The organism is Enterobacter sp. N5-15, from assembly GCF_057221635.1.
The window spans coordinates 1,373,112-1,397,793 of record NZ_CM170150.1; the positions used below are offsets into that span (position 1 = coordinate 1,373,112).

The 24,682-nt window shown below is 56.1% G+C and carries 25 protein-coding genes and 5 tRNA genes; 19 read left to right on the forward strand and 11 right to left on the reverse strand.

Features of this window, described 5'->3' with window-relative positions:
• The first annotated feature begins 2 nt into the window (after positions 1 to 2).
• The 9 genes from pal to pnuC all read left to right on the forward strand — a co-directional run bounded on the left by pal (position 3) and on the right by pnuC (position 3,976).
• A complete protein-coding gene (gene pal, locus AC2TE5_RS06405) occupies positions 3 to 524 on the forward strand; it encodes a peptidoglycan-associated lipoprotein Pal (protein WP_003858578.1) in 522 nt (173 codons plus the stop codon).
• A gap of 9 nt (positions 525 to 533) precedes the next feature.
• Positions 534 to 1,328 carry a cell division protein CpoB gene (gene cpoB / locus AC2TE5_RS06410; RefSeq protein ID WP_484612853.1) on the forward strand — a complete coding sequence of 265 codons (795 nt, stop codon included), beginning with the start codon at positions 534 to 536 and terminating at the stop codon, positions 1,326 to 1,328.
• A gap of 161 nt (positions 1,329 to 1,489) precedes the next feature.
• Positions 1,490 to 1,565, forward strand: a tRNA-Lys gene (locus tag AC2TE5_RS06415).
• Between the two features lie 26 nt (positions 1,566 to 1,591).
• Positions 1,592 to 1,667 (forward strand) — tRNA-Val (locus AC2TE5_RS06420).
• A gap of 3 nt (positions 1,668 to 1,670) precedes the next feature.
• Positions 1,671 to 1,746 (forward strand) — tRNA-Lys (locus AC2TE5_RS06425).
• A 46-nt stretch (positions 1,747 to 1,792) separates the two neighbouring features.
• Positions 1,793 to 1,868: transfer RNA gene (locus AC2TE5_RS06430), tRNA-Lys, on the forward strand.
• Positions 1,869 to 1,892: 24 nt separating this feature from the next.
• Positions 1,893 to 1,968 (forward strand) — tRNA-Lys (locus AC2TE5_RS06435).
• Positions 1,969 to 2,190: 222 nt separating this feature from the next.
• The gene (gene nadA / locus AC2TE5_RS06440; RefSeq protein WP_484612854.1) at positions 2,191 to 3,234 is read left to right on the forward strand and encodes a quinolinate synthase NadA; all 1,044 of its coding nucleotides are present in this window, start codon (positions 2,191 to 2,193) and stop codon (positions 3,232 to 3,234) included.
• A 22-nt stretch (positions 3,235 to 3,256) separates the two neighbouring features.
• Positions 3,257 to 3,976, forward strand: a complete 720-nt coding sequence (pnuC, locus tag AC2TE5_RS06445) for a nicotinamide riboside transporter PnuC (RefSeq protein WP_484612855.1) — start codon at positions 3,257 to 3,259, stop codon at positions 3,974 to 3,976.
• On the opposite strand, the gene zitB is transcribed toward pnuC, so the two are convergent.
• Both zitB and AC2TE5_RS06455 read right to left on the reverse strand, forming a co-directional pair.
• The gene (gene zitB / locus AC2TE5_RS06450) at positions 3,973 to 4,911 is read right to left on the reverse strand and encodes a CDF family zinc transporter ZitB (RefSeq protein ID WP_484612856.1); all 939 of its coding nucleotides are present in this window, start codon (positions 4,909 to 4,911) and stop codon (positions 3,973 to 3,975) included. The two genes, pnuC and zitB, sit on opposite strands and share 4 nt — an antisense overlap.
• A gap of 106 nt (positions 4,912 to 5,017) precedes the next feature.
• A complete protein-coding gene (locus tag AC2TE5_RS06455) occupies positions 5,018 to 5,398 on the reverse strand; it encodes a protein YbgS (protein WP_032661161.1) in 381 nt (126 codons plus the stop codon).
• A gap of 304 nt (positions 5,399 to 5,702) precedes the next feature.
• On the opposite strand from AC2TE5_RS06455, the gene aroG reads away from it, so the two are divergent.
• Positions 5,703 to 6,755 (forward strand): 3-deoxy-7-phosphoheptulonate synthase AroG, encoded by a 1,053-nt coding sequence (gene aroG / locus AC2TE5_RS06460; protein ID WP_213330559.1) that lies wholly within the window; start codon positions 5,703 to 5,705, stop codon positions 6,753 to 6,755.
• A gap of 60 nt (positions 6,756 to 6,815) precedes the next feature.
• Here the strand turns inward: aroG and gpmA are convergent, their stop codons facing one another.
• The 7 genes from gpmA to modE all read right to left on the reverse strand — a co-directional run bounded on the left by gpmA (position 6,816) and on the right by modE (position 14,629).
• Positions 6,816 to 7,568, reverse strand: a complete 753-nt coding sequence (gpmA, locus tag AC2TE5_RS06465) for a 2,3-diphosphoglycerate-dependent phosphoglycerate mutase (protein WP_023310804.1) — start codon at positions 7,566 to 7,568, stop codon at positions 6,816 to 6,818.
• Between the two features lie 269 nt (positions 7,569 to 7,837).
• Positions 7,838 to 8,881 (reverse strand): galactose-1-epimerase, encoded by a 1,044-nt coding sequence (gene galM, locus AC2TE5_RS06470; RefSeq protein WP_484612857.1) that lies wholly within the window; start codon positions 8,879 to 8,881, stop codon positions 7,838 to 7,840.
• Complete coding sequence (gene galK, locus AC2TE5_RS06475; RefSeq protein WP_213330556.1) at positions 8,875 to 10,023, reverse strand: galactokinase; 1,149 nt, start codon at positions 10,021 to 10,023, stop codon at positions 8,875 to 8,877. The genes galM and galK overlap by 7 nt, the downstream gene beginning before the upstream one ends.
• 3 nt (positions 10,024 to 10,026) lie before the next feature.
• The gene (gene galT / locus AC2TE5_RS06480; RefSeq protein ID WP_484612858.1) at positions 10,027 to 11,073 is read right to left on the reverse strand and encodes a galactose-1-phosphate uridylyltransferase; all 1,047 of its coding nucleotides are present in this window, start codon (positions 11,071 to 11,073) and stop codon (positions 10,027 to 10,029) included.
• A 9-nt stretch (positions 11,074 to 11,082) separates the two neighbouring features.
• The gene (gene galE, locus AC2TE5_RS06485) at positions 11,083 to 12,099 is read right to left on the reverse strand and encodes a UDP-glucose 4-epimerase GalE (protein ID WP_024908784.1); all 1,017 of its coding nucleotides are present in this window, start codon (positions 12,097 to 12,099) and stop codon (positions 11,083 to 11,085) included.
• Between the two features lie 201 nt (positions 12,100 to 12,300).
• Positions 12,301 to 13,773 carry a molybdate ABC transporter ATP-binding protein ModF gene (modF, locus tag AC2TE5_RS06490; protein WP_484612859.1) on the reverse strand — a complete coding sequence of 491 codons (1,473 nt, stop codon included), beginning with the start codon at positions 13,771 to 13,773 and terminating at the stop codon, positions 12,301 to 12,303.
• 67 nt (positions 13,774 to 13,840) lie between these two features.
• Positions 13,841 to 14,629 (reverse strand): molybdenum-dependent transcriptional regulator, encoded by a 789-nt coding sequence (gene modE, locus AC2TE5_RS06495; RefSeq protein WP_484612860.1) that lies wholly within the window; start codon positions 14,627 to 14,629, stop codon positions 13,841 to 13,843.
• 127 nt (positions 14,630 to 14,756) lie between these two features.
• Here modE and AC2TE5_RS06500 point away from each other — a divergent pair, with 127 nt between their 5' ends.
• The 4 genes from AC2TE5_RS06500 (at position 14,757) to modC (ending at position 17,608) form a co-directional block, all read left to right on the forward strand.
• Positions 14,757 to 14,906 carry an AcrZ family multidrug efflux pump-associated protein gene (locus AC2TE5_RS06500; protein WP_008501118.1) on the forward strand — a complete coding sequence of 50 codons (150 nt, stop codon included), beginning with the start codon at positions 14,757 to 14,759 and terminating at the stop codon, positions 14,904 to 14,906.
• A gap of 178 nt (positions 14,907 to 15,084) precedes the next feature.
• A complete protein-coding gene (gene modA, locus AC2TE5_RS06505) occupies positions 15,085 to 15,858 on the forward strand; it encodes a molybdate ABC transporter substrate-binding protein (protein WP_484612861.1) in 774 nt (257 codons plus the stop codon).
• A complete protein-coding gene (gene modB / locus AC2TE5_RS06510) occupies positions 15,858 to 16,547 on the forward strand; it encodes a molybdate ABC transporter permease subunit (protein ID WP_484612862.1) in 690 nt (229 codons plus the stop codon). The genes modA and modB overlap by 1 nt, the downstream gene beginning before the upstream one ends.
• 2 nt (positions 16,548 to 16,549) lie before the next feature.
• Positions 16,550 to 17,608, forward strand: coding sequence for a molybdenum ABC transporter ATP-binding protein ModC (gene modC / locus AC2TE5_RS06515; protein ID WP_029742082.1), 1,059 nt, complete (start codon positions 16,550 to 16,552; stop codon positions 17,606 to 17,608).
• Here the strand turns inward: modC and AC2TE5_RS06520 are convergent, their stop codons facing one another.
• The gene (locus AC2TE5_RS06520) at positions 17,609 to 18,427 is read right to left on the reverse strand and encodes a pyridoxal phosphatase (protein ID WP_159513679.1); all 819 of its coding nucleotides are present in this window, start codon (positions 18,425 to 18,427) and stop codon (positions 17,609 to 17,611) included.
• Between the two features lie 140 nt (positions 18,428 to 18,567).
• Here AC2TE5_RS06520 and pgl point away from each other — a divergent pair, with 140 nt between their 5' ends.
• A complete protein-coding gene (gene pgl / locus AC2TE5_RS06525) occupies positions 18,568 to 19,563 on the forward strand; it encodes a 6-phosphogluconolactonase (RefSeq protein WP_484612863.1) in 996 nt (331 codons plus the stop codon).
• 442 nt (positions 19,564 to 20,005) lie between these two features.
• Positions 20,006 to 20,095, forward strand: coding sequence for a type I toxin-antitoxin system toxin TisB (gene tisB, locus AC2TE5_RS06530; RefSeq protein WP_023332440.1), 90 nt, complete (start codon positions 20,006 to 20,008; stop codon positions 20,093 to 20,095).
• Between the two features lie 52 nt (positions 20,096 to 20,147).
• On the opposite strand, the gene AC2TE5_RS06535 is transcribed toward tisB, so the two are convergent.
• Entirely contained in the window at positions 20,148 to 21,431 is a 1,284-nt protein-coding gene (locus AC2TE5_RS06535; RefSeq protein WP_484612864.1) for a putative acyl-CoA thioester hydrolase, read from the reverse strand.
• 224 nt (positions 21,432 to 21,655) lie between these two features.
• Here AC2TE5_RS06535 and hutI point away from each other — a divergent pair, with 224 nt between their 5' ends.
• Genes hutI through AC2TE5_RS06550 form a run of 3 tightly spaced genes read left to right on the forward strand, consistent with a single transcriptional unit; the run spans position 21,656 to position 24,568 of the window.
• Entirely contained in the window at positions 21,656 to 22,879 is a 1,224-nt protein-coding gene (gene hutI, locus AC2TE5_RS06540; RefSeq protein ID WP_484612865.1) for an imidazolonepropionase, read from the forward strand.
• Positions 22,876 to 23,814 carry a formimidoylglutamase gene (hutG, locus tag AC2TE5_RS06545; RefSeq protein ID WP_484612866.1) on the forward strand — a complete coding sequence of 313 codons (939 nt, stop codon included), beginning with the start codon at positions 22,876 to 22,878 and terminating at the stop codon, positions 23,812 to 23,814. Before hutI ends, hutG begins: the two co-directional genes overlap by 4 nt.
• A gap of 19 nt (positions 23,815 to 23,833) precedes the next feature.
• A complete protein-coding gene (locus tag AC2TE5_RS06550) occupies positions 23,834 to 24,568 on the forward strand; it encodes a histidine utilization repressor (protein WP_024908773.1) in 735 nt (244 codons plus the stop codon).
• The last annotated feature ends 114 nt before the right edge of the window (positions 24,569 to 24,682 follow it).

Below are 24,682 nucleotides of genomic sequence, written 5' to 3' on the forward strand. Positions count from 1 at the left end.
AAATGCAACTGAACAAAGTGCTGAAGGGGCTGATGATCGCTCTGCCTGTAATGGCAATCGCAGCGTGTTCTTCTAACAAGAACGCAAGCAATGACCAGAGCGGCGAAGGCATGATGGGTGCCGGCACCGGTATGGACGCGAACGGCAATGGCAACATGTCTTCTGAAGAGCAAGCGCGTCTTCAGATGCAGCAGCTGCAGCAGAACAACATCGTTTACTTCGATCTGGATAAATACGACATCCGTTCTGACTTCGCTGCGATGCTGGATGCGCACGCTAACTTCCTGCGTAGCAACCCATCTTACAAAGTCACCGTAGAAGGTCACGCGGACGAACGTGGTACTCCAGAGTACAACATCTCCCTGGGTGAACGTCGTGCTAACGCTGTTAAAATGTACCTGCAGGGTAAAGGCGTTTCTGCTGACCAGATCTCCATCGTTTCTTACGGTAAAGAAAAACCTGCAGTACTGGGTCACGACGAAGCGGCTTACTCCAAAAACCGTCGTGCCGTACTGGTTTACTAAGAGAATTGCATGAGCAGTAACTTCAGACATCATCTGTTGAGTCTGTCGTTACTGGTTGGAATAGCGGCCCCCTGGGCCGCTTTTGCTCAGGCACCAATCAGTAGTGTCGGCTCAGGCTCGGTAGAAGACCGGGTCACTCAACTCGAGCGTATTTCTAACGCTCACAGCCAGCTTTTAACCCAACTCCAGCAACAGCTCTCCGATAACCAAAGCGATATTGACGCTCTCCGCGGCCAGATTCAGGAAAGCCAGTATCAGTTGAACCAGGTTGTGGAACGTCAGAAGCAGATTTTGCTGCAGATGGATAGCCTGAGCAGCGGTGGTGCAGCAGCACAAGCACAGCCAACTGCAGGCGATCAGAGCGGTGCGGCGACATCAGCTCCGGCAGCGGATGCTTCTGCTTCCACAGGGGCACCTGTACAGAGCGGTGACGCGAATACGGACTACAACGCGGCCATTGCCCTGGTGCAGGATCAATCTCGTCAGGATGACGCGCTTGCTGCGTTTCAGAACTTTGTTAAGAAATACCCTGATTCCACTTATCAGCCAAATGCGAATTACTGGCTCGGTCAGCTGAATTACAACAAGGGTAAAAAGGACGATGCGGCGTTTTATTTTGCCTCCGTGGTAAAAAATTACCCGAAATCGCCAAAAGCGCCTGATGCGATGTACAAAGTGGGCGTCATCATGCAGGACAAAGGCGACACTGCGAAAGCCAAAGCGGTTTATCAGCAGGTGGTCTCTAAATTCCCGGGTACCGAAGGTGCTAAGCAGGCGCAAAAACGTCTGAATTCGATGGGATGATTACCGCATGACCAGAAATCGCGTTATTTCTGGTCGTGCAGCATGATTCGTAAGCAGTTAAGTGATCTTCATCGAAATTTTTGTTGCGCTGAATTCTTAAATCAGTAATATATGCCGCCGTTGCCACGGGATATCAAACAACGTGAAAACAGCGTAAAAGTGGGTCGTTAGCTCAGTTGGTAGAGCAGTTGACTTTTAATCAATTGGTCGCAGGTTCGAATCCTGCACGACCCACCACTTAACGCATACCGGCAGTACAGAGTGGGTGATTAGCTCAGTTGGTAGAGCATCTCCTTTACACGGAGGGGGTCGGCGGTTCGAGCCCGTCATCACCCACCACTCGGGTCGTTAGCTCAGTTGGTAGAGCAGTTGACTTTTAATCAATTGGTCGCAGGTTCGAATCCTGCACGACCCACCACTCTCCGGTGGTACCGAGTAAAAATCTTCGAAGTCAGCACCCGAATGGGTCGTTAGCTCAGTTGGTAGAGCAGTTGACTTTTAATCAATTGGTCGCAGGTTCGAATCCTGCACGACCCACCACTTCGAAGAAAAAAATCCCGCAAGGGGTCGTTAGCTCAGTTGGTAGAGCAGTTGACTTTTAATCAATTGGTCGCAGGTTCGAATCCTGCACGACCCACCAGTGTAGAAAGGCGCCCTAAAGGCGCCTTTTTGCTATCTGCAGTTTTTGTAGGTCGGGTAAGGCGAAGCCGCCACCCGACAAATGCTATCCGCACCTATTTCCGGTGACTTTTCCGCTCATATTCGCTATCTTGTTTAGTATACAAAACACAATTGCCATGCGTTTTGCTATGTCATGCAAAAGAAAGGCAATATTGTTAAGCCCGTAAAACGAGAAGCCATAATGAGTGTGATGTTTGATCCTGAAGCTGCAATCTATCCGTTTCCGCCCAAGCCTGTCCCGCTGAGCCTGGATGAAAAGCAATTCTATCGCGAGAAGATCAAACGTCTTCTCAAAGAACGAGATGCGGTGATGGTGGCCCATTACTACACCGACCCGGAAATTCAGCAGCTGGCGGAAGAGACCGGGGGCTGTATTTCTGACTCACTGGAGATGGCACGCTTCGGTGCAAGACATCCCGCTTCCACGCTGCTGGTTGCTGGCGTGCGTTTTATGGGGGAAACGGCAAAGATCCTGAGCCCAGAAAAAACCATTCTGATGCCGACGCTTAACGCGGAGTGTTCGCTGGATCTCGGCTGCCCGATTGACGAATTCACGGCCTTCTGTGACGCCCACCCTGACCGGACCGTGGTAGTTTACGCCAACACCTCTGCGGCGGTAAAAGCGCGCGCAGACTGGGTTGTCACCTCCAGCATCGCCGTTGAGCTGATTGAACATCTGGACAGCCTGGGTGAGAAGATTATCTGGGCGCCTGACCGTCATCTTGGAAATTATGTCCAGAAGCAGACGGGGGCTGACGTTCTCTGCTGGCAGGGCGCCTGCATTGTGCACGACGAATTCAAAACCCAGGCGCTGGCGCGCATGAAGGCACTTTATCCTGGCGCCGCGATCCTTGTTCACCCTGAATCACCGCAGTCGATAGTCGACATGGCGGATGCCGTAGGCTCAACCAGCCAGCTTATCAACGCGGCCAGGACGTTGCCTCACAAGCAGCTCATCGTGGCGACCGATCGCGGTATCTTCTATAAGATGCAGCAGGCCGTGCCGGAGAAAGAGCTCCTTGAAGCGCCAACGGCGGGTGAGGGCGCAACGTGTCGCAGCTGTGCGCATTGCCCGTGGATGGCGATGAACGGCCTGAAGGCCATTGCCGAAGGGCTCGAGACAGGCGGTGCAGCACATGAAATCCATGTGGATGCCGCTCTGCGTGACGGTGCGTTGATTCCGCTTAACCGCATGCTGGATTTTGCGGCTACACTACGTACTTAATTCACAACGCCCCGGGGAAAAGATGGATTTTTTTAGCACGCAGAACATTCTGGTTCATATACCGATTGGTGCAGGTGGCTATGACCTGTCATGGATTGAGGCAGTTGGCACGCTGGCGGGGTTACTCTGTATCTGGCTGGCAAGCCTGGAGAAAATTAGCAACTATGCGTTCGGGCTGATTAACGTTACGCTGTTTGCGATTATCTTCTTCCAGATCCAGCTGTACGCCAGCCTGCTTTTGCAGCTGTTCTTCTTCGCCGCCAATATCTACGGCTGGTACGCGTGGTCGCGTCAGAACAGCCAGCAGGAGGCAGAGCTGCAGATCCGCTGGCTGCCCTTGCCGAAAGCCATCGCCTGGCTTGCCGCGTGCGTGGTCGCCATTGGCTTAATGACCGTCTATATCAACCCGGTGTTTGCGTTCCTGACCCGCGTTGCCGTTTCGGTCATGTCCGGTTTCGGCCTGAACGTGACGATGCCTGTCCTCCAGCCGGATGCCTTCCCGTTCTGGGATTCCTGCATGATGGTGCTGTCGATTGCGGCGATGATCCTGATGACCCGTAAATACGTTGAGAACTGGCTGCTGTGGGTCATCATCAACGTGATTAGCGTGGCGATCTTCGCCCTGCAGGGCGTCTATGCGATGTCGCTGGAATATCTGCTGCTGACCTTCATCGCGCTGAACGGCAGCCGGATGTGGATTAACAGCGCGCGTGAGCGAGGCTCTCACGCGCTTTCCAGCTAGTGGTGGTGATGATCTGAATGTCCGGACTGCGCCTCGTTAAGGTGGCAGTCCGGCCCGTTACAGGGCTGATACTCCATCTGGATGGTGGCGTGGCCAATTTCGTAGTGATGTTCAAGAAAATGCTGGATGCGTTCAAGCAGCGCATCGTGGTCGTGAGGCGGGATCACCTGGACGTGCAGCGTCATGACCGGTTTCTCCCCCACCAGCCAGACGTGAACATGATGAACGTTGCGTACTTCCGGGACTGAACGGCGCAGGTTGCGCTTCAGCTCGTCAATATCCATCGATGCCGGTGCCCCTTCAAGCAGTTCATTCACGCTCTCCTTCAGCAGCCGCCAGGCGCTGCGCAGGACCAGACACGACACCAGAACGGACAGAATCGGATCGACAGGCGTCCAGCCGGTGTAGAGGATCACCAGCGCGGCGACAATCGCCCCGACTGAGCCGAGCAAATCCCCCAGAACATGCAGAGCCGCGGCGCGTACGTTGAGGTTCTTCTCCCCGCTGCCGCGGTGCAAAATCCAGAAGGCCAGGATATTTGCCAGCAGCCCCGCCACGGCAATCAACATCATTGTCGCCCCGGCGATCGGCTGCGGGTGTCGGAAGCGCTGTACGGCCTCCCAGACGATAAGAACGGTAATGACCACCAGCGCAATGGCGTTAACAAACGCGGCCAGGGTTGTCAGCCTCAGCCAGCCGAAGGTATGGCGCGCATTCGGAGGACGACGCGCAAACTGCACCGCCAGCAGGGCGAAGAGCAGCGCTGCGGCATCGGTCAGCATGTGTCCGGCATCAGCCAGAAGCGCCAGAGAGCCGGATATCAGGCCGCCAATGACCTCGATAACCATAAACGTTGCCGTGACGCCAAAGGCCAGCATCAGTCGTTTAGCGTTGTCGTTGCCGGGAGAGTGTGAGTGGGAATGGGAGTGCGCCATGTCTGCTTTCCTGATGTGTTATTGTTTTTAGTGTAGCGTTTTTAATAGGTTACTCCAAAAAGAAAGGAGAGCCAGAGCTCTCCTTTTTCTTCCCGATCACAACCTGTTATTGGGTGGTGCCGTCGGTTTTAGTATTCGCGTCGTTTCCTACTTTGTCATTAGGATCGGGGCATTTGCCGTCCTTACACATCGAGTTCTTATGAACCTCATCCGAACTCATATTGTCATGATTCATGGTTCCGGAACCGCTGCCGTTAGGATGCAGCATCGTGCCGCCGGTGTTGGTGTTGCCGGTATTGATCTGGCTGTTGTCGACATTATTCGGGGCGATATTCTGTTTCGCATCAGGGGCGGGCTGGCCTGCTGCCGCAGCCGCATTCGCATCCCCGTTGCTGTCTGATGTGCCCGTTTCCGCGGCCAGGACGCTGCCGCTGGCCAGAGTGAGTGTGGCGGTCAGGAAGAGGGTTGCCAGTTTTGTCATTTTCATCATGGTGCTCCTGTTCTTGTCGTTACGCTGGATAACATTCTCCAACAGTGCATCTTTTTCAGAGGCGAAAGATTCCGCCTTACGGACTTACGTCAGTAGGGAATCGCGTTTAAGCATGTAAAATTGGTTGTTACAGTTAAAAAGCTTAGGTTAGATCTCATTTTTCGCTATTTTGTGGCGATTTTTAGGCGAATTCCAGGAATTATCTGCGTGAAGTGTAAAACCGTGTTTACACTTCCTGGTCGACAAGATAGATTGAAAGGATTGCTTTCATTACTAAAGATATGGCAGAGCTGGAAAGAAAATGAATTATCAGAACGACGATTTACGCATTAAAGAGATCAATGAGTTATTACCTCCTGTAGCGCTCCTTGAGAAATTCCCCGCCACTGAAAATGCCGCAAACACGGTTTCTCATGCTCGTAAAGCGATCCATAAGATCCTGAAAGGTAATGACGATCGTCTTCTGGTGGTGATTGGCCCGTGCTCCATTCACGATCCTGCAGCCGCGAAAGAGTACGCAGCCCGTCTGCTCACCCTCCGTGAAGAGCTGAAGGACGAGCTTGAAATCGTGATGCGCGTCTATTTTGAAAAACCGCGCACCACCGTGGGCTGGAAGGGGCTGATTAACGATCCGCATATGGATAACAGCTTCCAGATCAACGACGGTCTGCGCATTGCGCGCAAGCTGCTGCTGGAGATCAACGACAGCGGCCTGCCAGCGGCCGGTGAATTCCTGGACATGATTACGCCACAATACCTGGCAGACCTGATGAGCTGGGGCGCAATTGGTGCCCGCACAACAGAATCTCAGGTGCACCGCGAGCTGGCGTCCGGTCTCTCTTGCCCGGTGGGTTTCAAAAACGGCACTGACGGCACGATGAAGGTAGCTATTGATGCCATCAACGCAGCGGGCGCGCCGCACTGTTTTCTGTCGGTGACCAAATGGGGTCATTCCGCCATCGTTAACACCAGCGGCAACGGCGACTGCCATATCATTCTGCGCGGCGGCAAAGAGCCAAACTACAGCGCGAAACACGTGGCGGAAGTAAAGGTCGGGCTGGAAAAAGCCGGGCTGCCAGCACAGGTGATGATCGATTTCAGCCATGCCAACTCCAGCAAGCAGTTTAAAAAGCAGATGGAAGTGGGTGCCGACGTCTGTCAGCAGATTGCCGGCGGTGAGAAGGCGGTGATTGGGGTGATGATCGAAAGCCATCTGGTTGAAGGTAACCAGAACCTGGAAGGCAGCGAACCGCTGGTGTATGGCAAAAGCGTGACCGATGCCTGCATTGGCTGGGACGATACCGACACCATCCTGCGTCAGCTGGCGAATGCGGTAAAAGCGCGTCGCGGTTAATTCAAATGCAGAAATAAAAAAGCGCGGAAGGCTCCGCGCTTTTTTTATGTCTGGCGAAAATTACTTCGCTTTACCCTGGTTCGCGACAGCCGCTGCTTTCGCCGCGATCTCTTCTGCGTTACCCAGATAGTAGTGTTTGATTGGCTTGAAGTTTTCGTCGAACTCATACACCAGCGGTACGCCAGTTGGGATGTTCAGTTCGAGAATTTCGTCTTCACCCATGTTGTCCAGGTATTTCACCAGCGCGCGCAGGGAGTTACCGTGAGCAGCGATGATCACGCGCTCGCCGCTTTTCAGGCGTGGCAGAATGGTTTCGTTCCAGTAAGGCACAACGCGGTCGATGGTCAGCGCCAGGCTCTCGGTGGTTGGCAGCTCAGCGTCGGTCAGCTTCGCGTAACGCGGGTCGTGGCCCGGGTAGCGCTCGTCATCTTTGGTCAGCTCTGGTGGGGTGATTGCGAAGCCGCGACGCCACTGTTTAACCTGCTCGTCGCCATATTTCTCAGCGGTTTCCGCTTTGTTCAGGCCCTGCAGCGCACCGTAGTGACGTTCGTTCAGTTTCCAGGACTTCTCAACCGGCAGCCAGGCCTGATCCAGTTCGTCCAGCACGTTCCACAGGGTGTGGATGGCACGTTTCAGCACAGAGGTGTAAGCAAAATCAAAGCTGAAGCCTTCTTCCTTCAGCAGTTTACCTGCTGCTTTTGCTTCGCTTACGCCTTTCTCAGACAGATCAACGTCGTACCAACCGGTAAAGCGGTTTTCGTTGTTCCACTGGCTTTCGCCGTGACGCACCAGAACCAGCTTAGTAATAGCCATCTCTTACTCCTCAAGCATTTTTAGAATGATAACAATTCTCATTATATTGCCGTGGCGGTGCCACCAGCAACGCTTAACCCTAACCATAGCGAAAATAGTCTCTGAGTGTAAGATGCTTGTGAATCCAGGGTTATGATTTTGTCTGCGATCGGCGCTATTTTCAGCAAGGCGCGCAGAAAAAAGCCCTCGTTGTGAGGGCTGGCGTTTTTTGCCGGATGGCGCTTCGCTTATCCGGCCTACGGCCCGTGCAAGCGTAGCGCCGCCGGGCATTAAGCGCGCGGAATGAAATGATACTCGGTGACGCTCACGTACTCTTCACCCGGGTGCAGCACGCAGTCCGGCTGTGGCCATTCCGGATGGTTCGGGCTGTCTGGCAGGAACTCGCTCTCCAGCGCCAGGCCTTGCCAGTCGCTGTACTCATCGTGTTCGCGCGCCGTCGTGCCGCCGAGGTAGTTGCCTGAGTAAAACTGCAGGGCAGGGGCGGTGGTATAAACCGTCATCTGCAGCTTCTCATCCGCAGACCAGACCTGCGCAGCAGGTTGTTTCACATCGCCTTTGGCCTGCAGCAGGAAAGCGTGATCGTAGCCTTTCACCTTACGCTGATCCTCATCGCTCAGGAAATCCTGGGCGATGGATTTTGCGCTGCGGAAGTCAAAGCTGGTGCCGCTCACGTCTTTGAGGCCCTGATGCGGAATGCCCATCTCGTCAACCGGCAGATACGCATCCGCCAGGATCTGCAGCTTGTGCTCACGCACGTCGCACTGGTTACCGTCCAGATTAAAGTACGCGTGGTTGGTCAGGTTGACTGGACACGGCTTGTCGACCGTCGCACGGTATTCAATGGCGATACGGCTGTCGTCGGTAAGCGTAAAGCGCGCGGACGCGGTAAGGTTCCCCGGGAAGCCCTGATCGCCATCAAGCGAATCCAGCGAGAACAGCACTTCCCCGTCGTTTTGACGAACAATCTTCCAGCGGCGTTTATCAAACCCGTCCGGTCCGCCGTGCAGCTGGTTCTCCCCCTGGCTTGGAAGCAGGGTGTACTGCACGCCGTCGAGCTCAAAACGGCTCTTCGCGATGCGGTTAGCATAGCGCCCAACGGACGCGCCCAGATAGGCGGACTGATTGACGTACTGCTCAGGCGAGGCGCAGCCGAGCAGAGTTTCACGCACGCTGCCGTCCGGCATCGCTACGCGGGCAGAAAGAAGGGTTGCCCCCCAGTCCATCACCGTAACGACCATCCCCGCGCTGTTGCGCAGGGTTAACAGGCGATACGGCAGACCATCCGGTGCAAGGGTAGGTGTTTCGTTTAGCACTGTCCGGCTCCTTGTGATGCTTTGCAAACATAGAAGGTTTCTTTGATACCCGTTTTTGCTTCGTACTGCTTCGCCACGGCGTCCTGTACGGCAGGCACCAGCTCTTCAGGCACCAGCGCAACGATACAGCCGCCAAAGCCGCCGCCCGTCATGCGCACGCCACCTTTGTCGCCGATGGTGGCTTTGACGATGTCCACCAGGGTGTCGATCTGCGGAACGGTGATTTCAAAATCATCGCGCATGGAGGCGTGCGATTCCGCCATCAGCTCACCCATGCGTTTCAGATCGCCTTTCGCCAGCGCGGACGCGGCTTCGACGGTACGGGCATTTTCCGTCAGCACGTGACGAACGCGTTTGGCGACGACCGGATCAAGCTCGTGCGCCACTTTGTTAAATTCATTGAGCGTTACGTCGCGCAGGGCGGGCTGCTGGAAGAAGCGGGCGCCGGTTTCGCACTGTTGGCGGCGGGTGTTGTATTCGCTGCCCACCAGCGTGCGCTTAAAGTTGCTGTTGACGATCACCACAGCCGCGCCTTTTGGCAGGGGAACGGCTTTGGTACCCAGCGAGCGGCAATCAATTAACAGGGCATGCTCTTTTTTGCCCAGCGCGGAGATCAGCTGGTCCATAATGCCGCAGTTACAGCCCACGAACTGGTTTTCAGCTTCCTGACCGTTCAGGGCGATTTGCGCCCCATCCAGCGCTAAATGATAAAGCTGCTGGAACACGGTACCCACGGCGACTTCCAGAGACGCAGAGGAGCTTAAGCCCGCACCCTGCGGCACGTTGCCGCTGATGACTAAATCTGCGCCGCCAAAGTTCTTGTTACGCTTCTGGAGGTGTTTCACCACGCCGCGCACGTAGTTAGACCACTGCTGGCTGTCGTGCGTCACAATTGGGGCATCAAGGGAAAACTCGTCCGCCTCATTATCGTAATCCGCCGCAATCACGCGGACCTTACGGTCGTCGCGCTTCGCACAGCTGATGACGGTCTGGTAATCGATGGCGCACGGCAGCACGAAACCGTCGTTATAGTCGGTGTGTTCACCGATCAGGTTAACGCGGCCAGGTGCCTGGATAACGTGGGTGGCAGGGTAGCCAAATTTCTCAGCAAACAGGGATTGTGTTTTATCTTTCAGACTCATTTTTTAGACTCCTGATTCGCGATAGTGGACGTCGCTAACGGCACGCAGACGTTCTGCCGCCTGTTCCGCCGTCAGGTCACGCTGGGTTTCCGCCAGCATTTCATAGCCCACCATGAATTTACGCACCGTCGCAGAGCGCAGCAGCGGCGGATAGAAATGGGCGTGCAGCTGCCAGTGTTGATTCTCTTCGCCGTTAAACGGGGCGCCGTGCCAGCCCATGGAGTACGGGAAGGAACACTGGAACAGGTTGTCGTAACGGCTGGTCAGCTTTTTCAGCGCCAGGGCAAGGTCGTCGCGCTGCGCGTCGCTGAGATCGGTGATGCGCTGCACGTGCGCTTTCGGCAGCAGCAGCGTTTCAAACGGCCAGGCGGCCCAGTAAGGGACGACGGCCAGCCAGTGTTCGGTTTCCACCACGGTGCGGCTGCCGTCGGCCAGCTCGCGCTGGGTGTAATCCACCAGCATCGGCGAATCGTTTTCCGCGTAATACGCTTTCTGCAGACGGTCTTCACGCTCGGCTTCGTTAGGCAGGAAGCTGTTCGCCCAGACCTGGCCGTGCGGGTGCGGGTTAGAGCAGCCCATCGCCGCGCCTTTGTTTTCGAACACCTGCACCCACGGATAGCTCTGCCCCAGCTCTGCGGTTTGCGCCTGCCAGGTGCTGACGACCTCTTTCAGCGCGTCCACGCTCAGCTCCGGCAGCGTTTTGCTGTGATCGGGCGAGAAGCAGATCACGCGGCTGGTTCCGCGCGCGCTTTCGCAGCGCATCAGCGGATCGTGGCTTTCCGGCGCGTCCGGGGTGTCGGTCATCAGGGCGGCAAAATCGTTGGTGAAGACGAAGGTGCCTTTATAGTCCGGGTTTTTATCCCCGGTGACGCGCGTGTTGCCCGGACAAAGGAAGCAGTCCGGGTCGTGCAGTGGCAGCGTCTGTTTTGCAGGCGTCTCCTGCGCCCCCTGCCAGGGGCGCTTGGCGCGATGCGGAGAAACCAAAATCCATTGCCCGCTTAACGGGTTAAAACGACGATGCGGATGATCGACGGGATTAAATTGCGTCATGACGGATCCTTAGTCCGGATAGCCCTGCGGATGGCGTGACTGCCAGTGCCAGGTATCCTGTGCCATTTCATCAAGCGTGCGCGTCACACGCCAGTTAAGCTCTTTGTCGGCTTTGGTGGCATCGGCCCAGTAAGCAGGCAGGTCGCCATCACGACGCGGGGCGAAGTGGTAGCTCACCGGCTTACCGCAGGCTTTGCTGAAGGCGTTAACCACGTCCAGCACGCTGCTGCCGACTCCGGCGCCGAGGTTGTAAATATGCACGCCCGGCTTGTTGGCCAGCTGCTGCATCGCGGCAACGTGGCCGTCGGCCAGATCCATGACGTGGATGTAGTCGCGCACGCCGGTGCCGTCTTCGGTAGGGTAGTCATTGCCAAAAATTGCCAGCGAGTCGCGACGGCCCACGGCAACCTGGGCGATATACGGCATCAGGTTGTTCGGGATGCCCTGCGGATCTTCACCCATGTCTCCAGAAGGATGCGCGCCGACCGGGTTGAAGTAGCGCAGCAGCGCGATGCTCCACTCCGGCTGCGCTTTTTGCAGGTCGGTCAGGATCTGCTCCACCATCAGCTTGCTTTTGCCGTACGGGCTTTGCGGTGTACCGGTCGGGAAGCTTTCAACGTAAGGGATTTTGGGCTGATCGCCGTAGACGGTGGCGGAGGAGCTAAAGATGAAGTTTTTGACGTTGGCCGCACGCATGGCGGAGATGAGACGCAGGGTACCGTTGACGTTGTTGTCGTAATACTCGAGCGGTTTCGCAACGGATTCCCCAACCGCTTTCAGGCCCGCGAAGTGGATCACCGCTTCGATAGCGTGGTCGTGAAGGATCTCGGTCATCAGCGCTTCGTTGCGGATGTCGCCTTCCACGAAAGTGGGTTGTTTACCGCCAAGACGTTCAATCACAGGCAGCACGCTGCGCTTACTGTTGCACAGGTTGTCGAGAATGATGACGTCGTGACCGTTTTGCAGCAGTTGCACGCAGGTATGACTACCTATGTAACCGCTACCACCTGTTACCAGAACTCGCATAATTCGCTCCATTGGGCTTATGGTATGTAATAACCATAGCATAACAGAGACGCGAAAAGTGTGACATGGGATAAAATAGTGGAATCGTTTACACTGTTTTTAAAATCCGATTTTCAGCCGCTCTGGGGCATTGTAGATCAAAGGGATAGCGATGTCTTAGTGCAGGTTATCTGAAAAACGGAGGGCGGCGCCCTCCGGGGGTTAATCGATTTTGCTTTGCAGATAACGATAGTGCTCACCGTCCGGAACAAACTCCAGGCGATGCGTGATGCAGGAGGGGGCATCTTCGGCATGGTGCGAAACGAACAGCAGCTGCGTTTCACCTTCGCTAATCAGCACGTCCACAAAGCGGCGGACAAGCTGTCGATTCAGCGGATCGAGTCCCTGCAGCGGTTCGTCGAGGATCAGAAGCGTAGGGTGTTTCACCAGCGCGCGAACGATCAGGGCCAGACGCTGCTGCCCCCACGACAGACTATGAAACGGCGCGTCAGCGATCCGGGTGTCCATGCCCAGGATATCCAGCCACTGCTGGGCCAGCTTGTGCTGTTTGTCCGACACCGCCTGATAAATACCGATGGAATCAAAATAACCGGAAAGGATCGCGTTGCGTACCGTGGTACTGACCCGGTAATCCAGATGCAGGCTGCTGCTGACGTAGCCGATATGTTTTTTAATATCCCAGATGGTTTCGCCGCTGCCGCGACGCCGACCGAACAGCGTCAGATCGTTGCTATAGCCCTGCGGGTGATCGCCGGTTACCAGGCTCAGCAGCGTGGATTTTCCCGCGCCGTTAGGGCCGACAATCTGCCAGTGCTCGCCAGGATTGACCGTCCAGCTAAGACGGTTGAGGATCGGGCGATCGTCATAAGAGACCATCCCATCCCGCAGCACGATGCGCGGCTGGTGGGGATCAAGCGCGTGGCGGGCCGCAGGAGCGTCAGGTTCCGGAAGGGTTACACCGTCGAGTTGTTCACTGTGCGCGAGCTGGGCGATGAGCGCCTGCTCAAGCAGCGCTGTCTTTTCACCGGTCTCGGTCAGGTTACAGTCAGCCAGTACGCCTGCATGCTGGATAAAATCCGGAATTTCATCGAAGCGGTTTAGCACCAGCACCAGGGTATATCCCTGCTGATTAAGCGACTCCAGCAGGGCCGCCAGCTGCGCACGGGACTGCACGTCAAGGCCGTCAAACGGTTCGTCGAGGATAAGCAGCTCGGGCTCGCTCATCAGCGCCTGGCAGAGCAGCGTTTTCCGCGTCTCGCCGGTAGAAAGGTATTTAAAGCGCCGGTTCAGCAGGGCGGTGATGCCGAACCGTTCTGCCAGGCGCTGACAGCGGGCGGGATCTTTCACCTCATCCTGAATAATTTCCGCCGTCGTACGGCCGGTATCTTCTTCACCAGGGCTGAGTAAATCGGTGTTGTTGCGCTGCCACTCGTCGCTCACCAGCTTTTGCAGTTGTTCAAATGACAGGCGCGTCAGGCGCGTAAAGTCGCCCTGGCATTCGCCCTTGAGGAGAGGAAGCTCGCCGGCCAGCGCGCGGGCCAGCGCGGATTTACCGCTGCCGTTAGTGCCGACAAACGCCCAGCTTTCACCCGCGCGTATCGTCAAATCAGCAATCGCCAGCGTTCGGGTATCGCTAAGACGAAACGTGCCTTGCGAAATATGCAATGATGACATGATTTATCCCTGTTTTTGCAGCAACAGATATCAGGGATACGCACTGTCGGCGCGATTGTCAATGCGCTCAGCACAATGTGGCGATAATCACCCGGTCTGCGTTGAACCAGGCGGTGACCACCGTACCTTCTTCTAAACCCTCCGCTTCGCTGAGCGGTATCGTCGCGCAAAGCTGTTGCCCGTCTGCCAGGGTCATCAGCACTTCGCACTGCGCCTGGCCGCGTTCGATATGGCTAATTGCGCCCAGTAGCTGGTTATCGGCTGCCTTTGCGGTGTCGGGATCGCGCGTGATATTGACCCACGGTGCTTTCAGCAGCACCAGCACCTCTTTCCCTTCGTCCAGCTCAAGGCGCTCTGCGCTCTGCGCCGTGATTGCGGCTTTCAGACGGGTGGTGCCATCGGCAAGCAGGATCTCAATATGCTGCTGTACCTGGAGATTGTCGCGCGCCGTCACCGTTCCAAACCACTGGTTGCGGGCGCTGGTTTGTAACGAGAAGCGGGAAATGGCGGCCAGCAAGCTGTCCAGCGGAACGTTATCGTCGTCGCTCAATACGTCAAACGCCTTTTGCTGGATCTGGGCCAGCAGATCGTAAAGCTGAATAAGACGCTGGCCATAGCGCGTCACGATCGCACCGCCGCCGCCTTTGCCACCCGTGGCTCTGTCCACCAGCGGCTGTTCGCTCAGGGTGTTCATTTCGTTAATGGCGTCCCAGGCACTTTTGTAGCTGATGCCCGCGTTTTTCGCCCCTTGGCTAATCGAGCCCGTTTGTTCTATTTGTTTAAGCAGGGCGATACGTCGCGGATCGGCGAAAAGCTTTTGCTGAAGTCGTAGAGTAAGAAGAATTTCGGCCTGCATAACAGTGTCCTGGCAAAAAGAGTATTGTGGCCTAAATGGGGCAGGGCGCAAAGGGTACCGCACAAAAGGGGATGTTTTTCTCACTTGAAAGGGTAGAATAAGCTGTTCACAATATCTGGAGAAAACCATGTTAGAGTTGTTGAAAAGTCTGGTATTCGCCGTGATCATGGTACCAGTAGTGATGGCCATCATCCTCGGTGCCATCTACGGCCTGGGTGAAGTGTTCAACGTCTTTTCGAACATTGGTCACAGAGACCAGGCTAAAAAGCAGCATTGATTCCCCACAAAACGCCCGGCTAGCCCGGGCGTTTTGCTCTCAAGATTTTCTCGTTTTCGCCGATAATATTTAACGCATCACACCGATTTACCCCTTCAGCGGTACGATTAAACGCTGGGATCTCCCTGACGTTACCGTTATATTAATATGTATATAACGCTACTCACAGGAGTTACAGATGGCACGTTCATGGGTACGCCTTTTCGCAGGGGCAACGCTGACGCTTTCACTTACCGGACACGCGCTGGCGGACGAGGGTAAAATCACGGTCTTTGCGGCGGCGTCGCTGACCAACGCGCTGCAGGATATCGCGGCGGCGTATAAAAAAGAGAAAAACGTCGAGGTGGTCTCCTCTTTTGCCTCTTCCTCGACGCTGGCGCGCCAGATAGAAGCGGGCGCACCGGCGGATCTGTTTATCTCGGCTGACCAGAAGTGGATGGATTACGCGGCGGAGAAGAAATCGATTGATGCGACAACCCGCGAAACGCTGCTGGGTAATAGCCTGGTTGTCGTGGCGCCAAAAGCCAGCGCGCAGGCGGACATCACCATCAATAAAGAGACCAACTGGACGAGCCTGCTGAACGGTGGCCGTCTGGCGGTGGGCGACCCGGAACACGTTCCGGCCGGTATTTATGCCAAAGAAGCGCTGCAAAAGCTGGGCGCATGGGAGACATTGTCACCGAAGCTGGCCCCGGCGGAAGATGTACGCGGCGCGCTGGCGCTGGTTGAGCGCAACGAAGCCCCGCTGGGCATTGTGTATGGCTCTGATGCCATTGCCAGTAAAGGTGTAAAAGTGGTCGCAACGTTCCCGGAAGACTCCCACAAGAAAGTGGAATATCCTGTTGCGATTGTTGATGGACATAAAAATGCGACCGTGACGGCCTTCCGCGATTACCTGAAGGGCCCGGAGGCGTCCGCGATCTTTAAACGTTATGGATTTACGACTCACTGATGATATTGACCGATCCTGAATGGCAGGCTGTTCTGCTGAGCCTTAAAGTCTCTTCCCTGGCGGTTGCGCTGAGTTTGCCCTTTGGGATCTTCTTTGCCTGGCTACTGGTTCGCTGCCAGTTTCCCGGCAAAACGCTGCTCGACAGCGTGCTTCATCTTCCGCTCGTTTTGCCGCCCGTGGTGGTCGGTTACCTGCTGCTGATTTCGATGGGGCGACGCGGTTTTATCGGCGAGAAGCTCTACGACTGGTTTGGGCTGACGTTTGCGTTTAGCTGGCGCGGTGCGGTACTGGCGGCGGCGGTGATGTCATTCCCGCTGATGGTAAGGGCGATACGCCTCGCGCTGGAAGGCGTGGACATGAAGCTCGAACAGGCGGCCCGCACGCTGGGCGCAGGACGCTGGCGCGTCTTTTTCACCATCACGCTACCCCTGACGCTACCCGGCATTATTGTTGGTACGGTGCTGGCCTTCGCTCGCTCGCTGGGCGAGTTTGGCGCGACGATCACGTTTGTGTCGAACATCCCCGGCGAGACGCGAACCATCCCGTCGGCAATGTATACCCTGATTCAAACGCCGGGCGGTGAAGGCGCGGCGACGCGGCTGTGTATTATTTCAATTGTGCTGGCGCTGGCATCGCTAATGGTGTCTGAATGGCTGGCGCGGCTCAGCCGCGAGCGGATGGGGAAATAAGCATGCTGGAACTCCATTTTACCCAGACGCTGGGAAACCATACCCTGACGCTTAACGAAACGCTGCCGGCAAGCGGTATCACCGCCATCTTTGGCGTGTCGGGAGCGGGAAAAACGTCGCTGATTAATGCCATCAGCGGCTTGACCCGCCCGCAGTCTGGCCGTATTGTCCTGAATGACCGCGTCCTGAATGACGTAGAGAATAAGATTTACCTCTCGCCGGATAAACGCCGCATCGGCTATGTTTTCCAGGACGCGCGCCTGTTCCCGCACTACAGCGTGCGCGGCAACCTGCGTTACGGCATGGCGAAAAGCATGGCCGGGCAGTTTGATAAGCTGGTGACGCTTTTGGGCATTGAACCTCTGCTCGACAGGCTGCCCTCCTCGCTCTCCGGTGGAGAAAAACAGCGTGTGGCCATTGGCCGCGCGTTGCTGACCGCACCCGAACTGCTGCTGCTCGACGAACCGCTGGCCTCGCTCGATATTCCGCGTAAACGCGAACTTCTGCCTTATCTACAGCGCCTGACGCGAGAAATTAATATTCCGATGCTCTACGTCAGCCATTCGCTGGATGAGATCCTCCATCTGGCCGACAAGGTGCTGGTGCTGGAAGAGGGCAGCGTTAAGGCGTTTGGCAACCTGGAAGAGGTGTGGGGCAGCAGCGTCATGCACCCGTGGTTACCCAGGGAGCAGCAGAGCAGCATCCTGAAAGTGAGCGTTCTGGAACACCATCCACACTACGCGATGACCGCCCTGGCGCTGGGTGACCAGCATCTTTGGGTCAATAAGATCGACAAACCGTTGCAGTCCGCGCTGAGAATCCGCATCCAGGCGTCGGACGTCTCGCTGGTGCTGCAGCCGCCGCTGCAAACCAGTATTCGAAATATTCTGCGCGCCAAGGTCGCGGAGTGTTTTGATGATAACGGGCAGGTGGAAGTGAAGCTTGAAGTCGGCAGCAGGACGCTCTGGGCGCGCATCAGCCCGTGGGCCAGGGATGAGTTAGGGATCAAACCCGGCCTGTGGCTTTACGCGCAAATTAAGAGCGTCTCGATTACCGCCTGATTACAGCAGGTGGGTATAAATGTACTGCGCGATGCTGTCGGTGGTATTGTCGCCAATCACCACGTTGGCGCGGGCTTTGACCGCGTCGTCGGCATTGCCCATCGCCACGCCGGTACCGGCGGCTTCCAGCATGCTGATGTCGTTGTAGTTATCACCAAAGGCGACAACATCCTGCATCGACCAGCCTTTTGATTCCACAAACTGCGTCAGACGCTTGCCTTTGCTGTTGCCTTTACGGGCAATATCCACCTGGTCATGCCAGGACCATTCGCACTCCAGACCCAGCGTCTGCTCCACGTGTTTTGCGAAGGTGTTCAGTTTAGCGGTGTCTTCATCCGTCAGGGCGAATTTCCAGATAGCCTCAACGTCCTGGGCGGCCTGACGCAGGGAGGAAACCTGTGTAAAGACCGGACGCTGCGCTTCAGGCAGGGACAACGCCCAGTTGCTGGTGCGCACCACATGGCCTGTAGGGCGCTCGTACACCATCGCGTTATCCACGTACATCAGGCCGTGAACGGCATGCTCATCCAGCAGATCAATCAGTTGCAGCGCCTGGGGAACCGGCAGCGGGTCGGATGCTAAAACCTTTTTTGCCTGATAATCATACAAATAAGTGCCATTACAACAAATTGCAGGTGTATCTAACGCCAGTGCCTGATAAAAAGGGTGAATGGCAACGTGATGTCGACCCGTTACGATAAGGAGTTGATATCCCACTTCCTGCGCGCGTTTAAGCGCCTCAAGGGAGGAGGGGAGAAGGGTTTTTTGCGGCGTCAGTAAGGTACCGTCTAAATCCAGAGCAATCACACGCGAGGTCATCTGTTTTCCCGGGTTAATATTGAATTTACGTTTTGATGGGATGGTACACCGAGAGGCGAACGCTTCAAAATTCCTGTCGACAATTCAGCATTCACCGTCAAAAGTTAACTACTTTCATGCGCAGTGAGGAGTGAATATTCATGAAACAAACCGTTTATACCGCCAGTCCTGAAAGCCAGCAGATCCACGTCTGGCGTTTAAATACCGAAGGGACACTCACGCTGGTTCAGGTTGTTGACGTGCCAGGCCAGGTGCAGCCGATGGTCATCAGCCCGGATAAACGTTTCTTGTACGTGGGTGTGCGCCCGGAGTTCCGCGTGCTGGCCTATCGCATTTCTCCGGACGATGGCGCGCTGACGTACACTGCCGAAGCACCACTGCCGGGCAGCCCAACCCATATCTCTACCGATCGTAAAGGCAACTTTGTCTTCAGCGGCTCTTATAACGCGGGCTGCGTCAGCGTAACGCGTCTGGAAAATGGCATTCCGGTCGAAACCGTGGATGTGGTGGAAGGGCTTGAAGGCTGCCACTCGGCGAATATCACGCCGGATAACCGCACGCTGTGGGTGCCTGCGCTGAAGCAGGATCGTATCTGCCTGTTCACCCTGAGCGACGATGGTCACCTGGTGGCGCAGCATCCTGCCGAAGTGACTACCGTTGAAGGCGCGGGTCCGCGTCATATGGTCTTCCATCCGAACCAGCAGTACGCCTACGTGGTCAATGAACTGAACAGCTCTGTGGACGTATGGGAGCTGAAAGATCCTAACGGCCAGATTGAGTGCGTGCAGACGCTGGATATGATGCCGTCTGACTTCTCCGATACCCGCTGGGCGGCGGATATTCACATTACGCCAAATGGCCGCCATCTGTACGCCTGTGACCGTACCTCCAGCCTGATTAGCGTGTTTAGCGTCTCTGAAGACGGCAGCGTGCTGGCGATTGAAGGGTTCCAGCCAACGGAAACCCAGCCGCGCGGCTTTAATATCGATCACAGCGGTAAATACCTGATTGCGGCGGGGCAGAAATCCCACCACATCGCGCTGTATGAAATTAAAGGTGAGCAGGGGCTGCTGGAAGAGAAAGGACGTTACGCCGTCGGCCAGGGGCCAATGTGGGTCGTGGTAAACGCTCACTAAGCGGCTAAAAACAAAAAACCTCGCGAATGCGAGGTTTTTTATGCCCGGTGGTAGCCGGGTGTGCACATCAAAACGTAACCAACACGTCCATCATAATATTGGCTTAAGATGATGTAAATTCATCGTCAACGAAGAAAAGAGATTATGAGACGATGGTAGATATCAATATTTAATATAATCAGTGAGTTATTTGTATTCTCTTTATAAATTCCTAAACTCCCTTTAACTGTTTTTATGTACAGTAATGGTCTGATATCATTCCGTCCGTTGGTTTGATGTGTTGCAGTTCCGCAATTCAGGATCCTTTTTAAGTCCTGGCTGTCGGGTGGTGCCGACGGTGCCTAAACTGCGGAGCACATCAAAACATAACCAACACACCTCTGGTGACAGGCAGCGGAAAGGTAAATCAGAGGAGAAGTGCTCTATACCAAAGGAGTGGCGTATGAGCGGTGTGGAATGGGCAATTCTGTTCCTGCAACTCATGGTTGCGATTATGCAACTATTGGATGCGTATCTTAAGTTTGGTGCCTGACGTATCCAGTCGCAGTAAAAAGGGGGATTAACATCCCCCTTTTACTCTCATCTTACTGCTTCGGCTCTGCAACCACTTTGCTACCCAGACCGCGGTTGTTGTATTCCCACATGCGGTTGAAGTTAGCGTCGTTCAGGTTGCGCTGCACGTTCCCTTTATCATCCACCGCACCGGTATTGCCGGAGAAGGGACGTTTGGAGATCGCGGCATCAGCCCACGGCTTCGCCATGTTGAAGCCTTCGTTGATCACGCTGTCGCGGATCACGACCTGGCCGTTAGTCGCAGAGTCCACGTCCAGGGAGCGTCCCAGCTGCGCCACGCCGTCACCGGCAGCGTTAAAGCGGCTGTTCACGGCCAGGAAGCCGTAGAAGAGGTTAGACTGGGTTGCCGGAGCAAACACGTAGCCTTCCTGCTGAGTACGTGAATTCACCACGCGGAAATCGGTGTTATCAAATACCACCGCGCCGCGCCCGGACACCAGATCCACGTCACCTTCAACGTAGCTGTTGGTCACCAGGGTACGGGTCAGGCGGTTATTCTGCAGGGTGTTCTGCACGCCGCTGTTGGTCACAAAGAAGGTGTTCTGACGGCCCAAAATGTTGACGTTGTTAATCTGCACCTGGTCGCCATCGCTACGCAGCGCAACGGCCTGGTGGTTACCGGCATCAACGCTGTCGCCCAGGGTATTCTGAATGGTCAGGTTCTGCAGCTGCAGACCGTTATTCTGAGACCAGAACACCGCCGAGCACATCACGCCAATGGTGGCGGAACGCTTGCTCTGGCAGTTATCAAACATGTACCACGCCGGTTTACCCGGCATATATTTACCGGCCGGGTTCACCAGGTGACGCCAGGTGTTGCTGTCGATTTCGGAATCAATCGCCAGGCCAATTTTTACGTCGATCGCTTTTTCGCCCAGACCGTAAAGCGTAATGCTGCCTGGGGCCGCCGGAACATACACGGTGCCTTCATATTCACCCGGCAGGATCGCGATGTACTGGCGAGACGCGCTGTGTTTAGTGATGGCAGCATCAACCGCAGCCTGAATAGAGGTATGCGTTACGCCCTGCGCACCCGCCGGGCCAACCACGAAGTCAGGCTGTTTAGGCAGGTTAATAGACGACGGTGTCCACGGCGCAGCGTTAGGATCCATCGCTGAGAAGTAGTGTGCGCGGTCGAAGTTCTTCGCTTCATCAGCGGACAAAATCGGGCGGGAGGCGGTACCGGGCGCAGCCTGCTCAGAAGGTCGCTGATCCGGTGGAGTTGAACTGCATGCGGATAAGGTCACGCCAAAGGCGAGTGCTAACGCCAGACGGGAAATCCTGGAAATGTTCAAGGTGAAGCTCCTGGGTATGCAAGTCTTTACGGGATAGACGAAATAGCCTGCTTTTTTATACTAAGTTGAGCGAAACGGGAAGATAAAAAGGGTAAAAGTTGCATTTTTAGCCCCGGAGCGGTAGGTAAGTGATCACAAATAAATAACATTTTCCGCAAAGTCGGTTGACAGCAGACAACAGATGAAAATAAATGTCTATACAACCTATGACAAGTGGAATGCCCATGCAGCAGATTCATCCCGACGATGTAATATGGCGAAATGCGCGACTGGCAACGATGGTGCCGGACGTATCCGCGCCTTATGGACTGAAAGAGCAACATGCCCTGGTCGTGCGCGGCCACACCCTTCTGGCCGTGATCCCTGAATCTGACATTCCTGCCGGACACCCTCACTGTGTCGATCTCCAGGGGCGTCTGGTCACGCCTGGCCTGATTGACTGCCATACCCACCTGGTGTTTGGCGGCGATCGCGCGGCGGAGTGGGAGCAGCGTCTGAACGGCGTCTCTTATCAAACGATCAGCGCCCAGGGGGGCGGGATTAACGCTACCGTGACGGCGACGCGCGGCAGCTCGCCCGAAACCCTGCTTCAACTGGCGCAGAAGCGGCTTCAGCGACTGATGAATGAAGGCGTCACCACGGTTGAAATCAAGTCGGGATACGGTCTAAACCCCGAGGCCGAAGAGAAGATGCTGCAGGTCGCGCGCCAGCTGAGCCTCAATAATCCGATCGATATCAGCCCAACGCTGCTGGCCGCGCACGCGGTTCCGCCGGAATACCGGCAGGATCCCGATGCGTATCTCACGCTGGTCTGCGAGCAGATATTGCCCACGCTGTGGCAGAAAGAGTTATATGAAGCAGTAGACGTGTTTTGTGAAAACGTCGGCTTCACCCCGTCGCAAACCGAGCGCCTCTTCCAGGCTGCCACCGCGCTCGGTATTCCGGTGAAAGGGCACGTCGAGCAGCTGTCGAATCAGGGCGGCGCGGCGCTGGTCAGCCGATACAAGGGGCTTTCCGCCGATCATATTGAGTATCTCGACGACGCAGGCGTTCAGGCGATGGCGGAAAGCGGCACGGTTGCCGTCCTGCTCCCCGGCGCGTTCTATTTTCTTCAGGAGCGCCAGCGCCCGCCGGTGGAACGGCTCAGAAAACAGGGCGTGCCGATGGCCGTCGCCACCGACTATAACCCCGGCACCAGCCCGTTTGCCAGCCTGCACCTGGCGATGAACATGGCCTGCGTCCAGTTTGGTCTGACCCCTGAAGAAGCCTGGGCTGGCGTCACGCGGCATGCCGCGCAGGCGCTGGGCCGTGGCGCAACCCACGGACAGCTTAGAGCAGGGTTTGTCGCCGATTTTATCGTCTGGGATGCTCGCCATCCGGTTGAGATGGTCTACGAGCCGGGACGCAATCCGCTGTATCAACGTATTTTCCGTGGGGAGGCAGTATGAGGTTATGGCGGCCGGTAGCCGAAACGGTCTGGCAGGGGCGCGACGACAGCGCCGAGGCCAGCAATGCAACGCGCATTTTCCAGACGATAAAGCAGCAGGGACAGTTCACGCCGCTTGCATCCGGCATCGCGCTGATAGGCTTTGAATGTGATGAAGGGGTAAAACGCAATCAGGGCAGGCCCGGCGCCGTGCAGGCACCGGATATGCTGCGAAAAGCGCTGGCGAATATGGCAAGCCATCAGGGGCACGAACGGCTGGCGGATATGGGCTCGGTTTACGTTGAAGGCGACGAGCTGGAAGCGGCGCAGCAGACGTTAAGCGATGCCGTCACGGCCTGCCAGCAGTCCGGGATGCGCACGCTGGTCTTTGGCGGCGGGCACGAAACTGCCTGGGCGCACGGTCGGGGCGTTCTGGATGCGTTCCCTAACGAGCGCGTGGCGGTGATCAACCTTGATGCCCATCTTGACCTGCGCAAGGCCGACCGGGCGACGTCCGGCACCCCGTTTCGCCAGCTGGCGCATTACTGCGAAGAGCGCGGGCGGGAATTTCAGTACGCCTGCTTTGGCGTGAGCCGGGCGGCGAACACCCAGGCACTGTGGGATGAGGCCGAACGCCTGAACGTCACGCTGGTGGAAGATCTCCATTTCAGGTGCGATGCGCTATCCGCGCTGGAAAAGGTGCTGGCGCAGGCCGATCGTATCTATCTGACGATCGATCTGGACGTCCTGCCCGCCAGCGAAATGCCTGCCGTGTCCGCACCGGCCGCGTTAGGCATACCGGCGCTGGATCTTCTCCCGGTTATCGAACAAATCTGCCGCAGCGGTAAGCTACAGGCCGCCGATCTGGTAGAGTTTAACCCGCAGTACGATCGGGACGGACAGGGCGCAAAGCTTGCCGCCCGTCTGGCCTGGCAAATTGCTCACTGGTGGGCATAACACTATTCAAGGAGTCACGATGTTTTCACGCTCACCTCTGCCGCAGTCGAGCCCTCCCGCGCCTTTCTACGAAAAGGTGAAGCAGGCGATCAGCGAAAAAATCGCCACCGGCGTCTGGCGGCCGCACGACCGCATTCCCTCGGAGGCCGAGCTGGTGGCGCAGTTTGGTTTTAGCCGGATGACCGTCAACCGGGCGCTGCGCGAGCTGACCGATGAAGGGCTTCTGGTGCGCCTGCAGGGCGTGGGGACATTTGTGGCGGAACCGAAAGGGCAATCTGCCCTGTTTGAAATCCGCAGCATTGCCGATGAGATAACCTCGCGAAATCATCAGCACCGCTGTGAGGTACTGGTGCTCGAAGAGACCCAGGCCAGCGCCGAGCAGGCCGTAGAGCTGAATGTCAAAGAAGGCAGCCGTATCTTCCATTCCGTGATGGTGCATTTTGAGAACGACATTCCGGTGCAGATTGAAGATCGCTGCGTGAACGCTGAACGGATACCGGACTATCTGAATCAGGATTACACCCAGACCACGCCGCACGCCTATCTCTCGCTCGTCGCACCGCTGACGGAAGGGGAGCACATTGTGGAAGCCGTGCGCGCCACGCCGCAGGAGTGCGAGCGGCTGCGCATTAAAGAGCACGATCCGTGCCTGCTGATCCGCCGTCGGACCTGGTCCTCATCGCACATTGTGTCGCATGCCCGGCTGCTTTTCCCGGGTAACCGCTACCGGCTGCAGGGCCACTTTATGTCATAAGTTTAAAAAGCGTGATAGCTAACGCAATATAACAAAATTGTATCTTTTTTGTTAAATCTGACCTTGTGTGTGCTTGTCTATACAAGTATATCTAAATGCATCACTGTCCCGTAT

What these genes read in the sequence shown, in the direction of transcription:
- pal (WP_003858578.1), top strand. Translation starts at nt 3, where the DNA reads ATGCAACTGAACAAAGTGCTGAAGGGGCTGATGATCGCTCTGCCTGTA.
- cpoB (WP_484612853.1), top strand. Translation starts at nt 534, where the DNA reads ATGAGCAGTAACTTCAGACATCATCTGTTGAGTCTGTCGTTACTGGTT.
- nadA (WP_484612854.1), top strand. Translation starts at nt 2,191, where the DNA reads ATGAGTGTGATGTTTGATCCTGAAGCTGCAATCTATCCGTTTCCGCCC.
- pnuC (WP_484612855.1), top strand. Translation starts at nt 3,257, where the DNA reads ATGGATTTTTTTAGCACGCAGAACATTCTGGTTCATATACCGATTGGT.
- zitB (WP_484612856.1), bottom strand. Translation starts at nt 4,911, where the DNA reads ATGGCGCACTCCCATTCCCACTCACACTCTCCCGGCAACGACAACGCT.
- AC2TE5_RS06455 (WP_032661161.1), bottom strand. Translation starts at nt 5,398, where the DNA reads ATGAAAATGACAAAACTGGCAACCCTCTTCCTGACCGCCACACTCACT.
- aroG (WP_213330559.1), top strand. Translation starts at nt 5,703, where the DNA reads ATGAATTATCAGAACGACGATTTACGCATTAAAGAGATCAATGAGTTA.
- gpmA (WP_023310804.1), bottom strand. Translation starts at nt 7,568, where the DNA reads ATGGCTATTACTAAGCTGGTTCTGGTGCGTCACGGCGAAAGCCAGTGG.
- galK (WP_213330556.1), bottom strand. Translation starts at nt 10,023, where the DNA reads ATGAGTCTGAAAGATAAAACACAATCCCTGTTTGCTGAGAAATTTGGC.
- galT (WP_484612858.1), bottom strand. Translation starts at nt 11,073, where the DNA reads ATGACGCAATTTAATCCCGTCGATCATCCGCATCGTCGTTTTAACCCG.
- galE (WP_024908784.1), bottom strand. Translation starts at nt 12,099, where the DNA reads ATGCGAGTTCTGGTAACAGGTGGTAGCGGTTACATAGGTAGTCATACC.
- modF (WP_484612859.1), bottom strand. Translation starts at nt 13,773, where the DNA reads ATGTCATCATTGCATATTTCGCAAGGCACGTTTCGTCTTAGCGATACC.
- modE (WP_484612860.1), bottom strand. Translation starts at nt 14,629, where the DNA reads ATGCAGGCCGAAATTCTTCTTACTCTACGACTTCAGCAAAAGCTTTTC.
- AC2TE5_RS06500 (WP_008501118.1), top strand. Translation starts at nt 14,757, where the DNA reads ATGTTAGAGTTGTTGAAAAGTCTGGTATTCGCCGTGATCATGGTACCA.
- modA (WP_484612861.1), top strand. Translation starts at nt 15,085, where the DNA reads ATGGCACGTTCATGGGTACGCCTTTTCGCAGGGGCAACGCTGACGCTT.
- modB (WP_484612862.1), top strand. Translation starts at nt 15,858, where the DNA reads ATGATATTGACCGATCCTGAATGGCAGGCTGTTCTGCTGAGCCTTAAA.
- modC (WP_029742082.1), top strand. Translation starts at nt 16,550, where the DNA reads ATGCTGGAACTCCATTTTACCCAGACGCTGGGAAACCATACCCTGACG.
- AC2TE5_RS06520 (WP_159513679.1), bottom strand. Translation starts at nt 18,427, where the DNA reads ATGACCTCGCGTGTGATTGCTCTGGATTTAGACGGTACCTTACTGACG.
- pgl (WP_484612863.1), top strand. Translation starts at nt 18,568, where the DNA reads ATGAAACAAACCGTTTATACCGCCAGTCCTGAAAGCCAGCAGATCCAC.
- tisB (WP_023332440.1), top strand. Translation starts at nt 20,006, where the DNA reads ATGAGCGGTGTGGAATGGGCAATTCTGTTCCTGCAACTCATGGTTGCG.
- hutI (WP_484612865.1), top strand. Translation starts at nt 21,656, where the DNA reads ATGCAGCAGATTCATCCCGACGATGTAATATGGCGAAATGCGCGACTG.
- hutG (WP_484612866.1), top strand. Translation starts at nt 22,876, where the DNA reads ATGAGGTTATGGCGGCCGGTAGCCGAAACGGTCTGGCAGGGGCGCGAC.
- AC2TE5_RS06550 (WP_024908773.1), top strand. Translation starts at nt 23,834, where the DNA reads ATGTTTTCACGCTCACCTCTGCCGCAGTCGAGCCCTCCCGCGCCTTTC.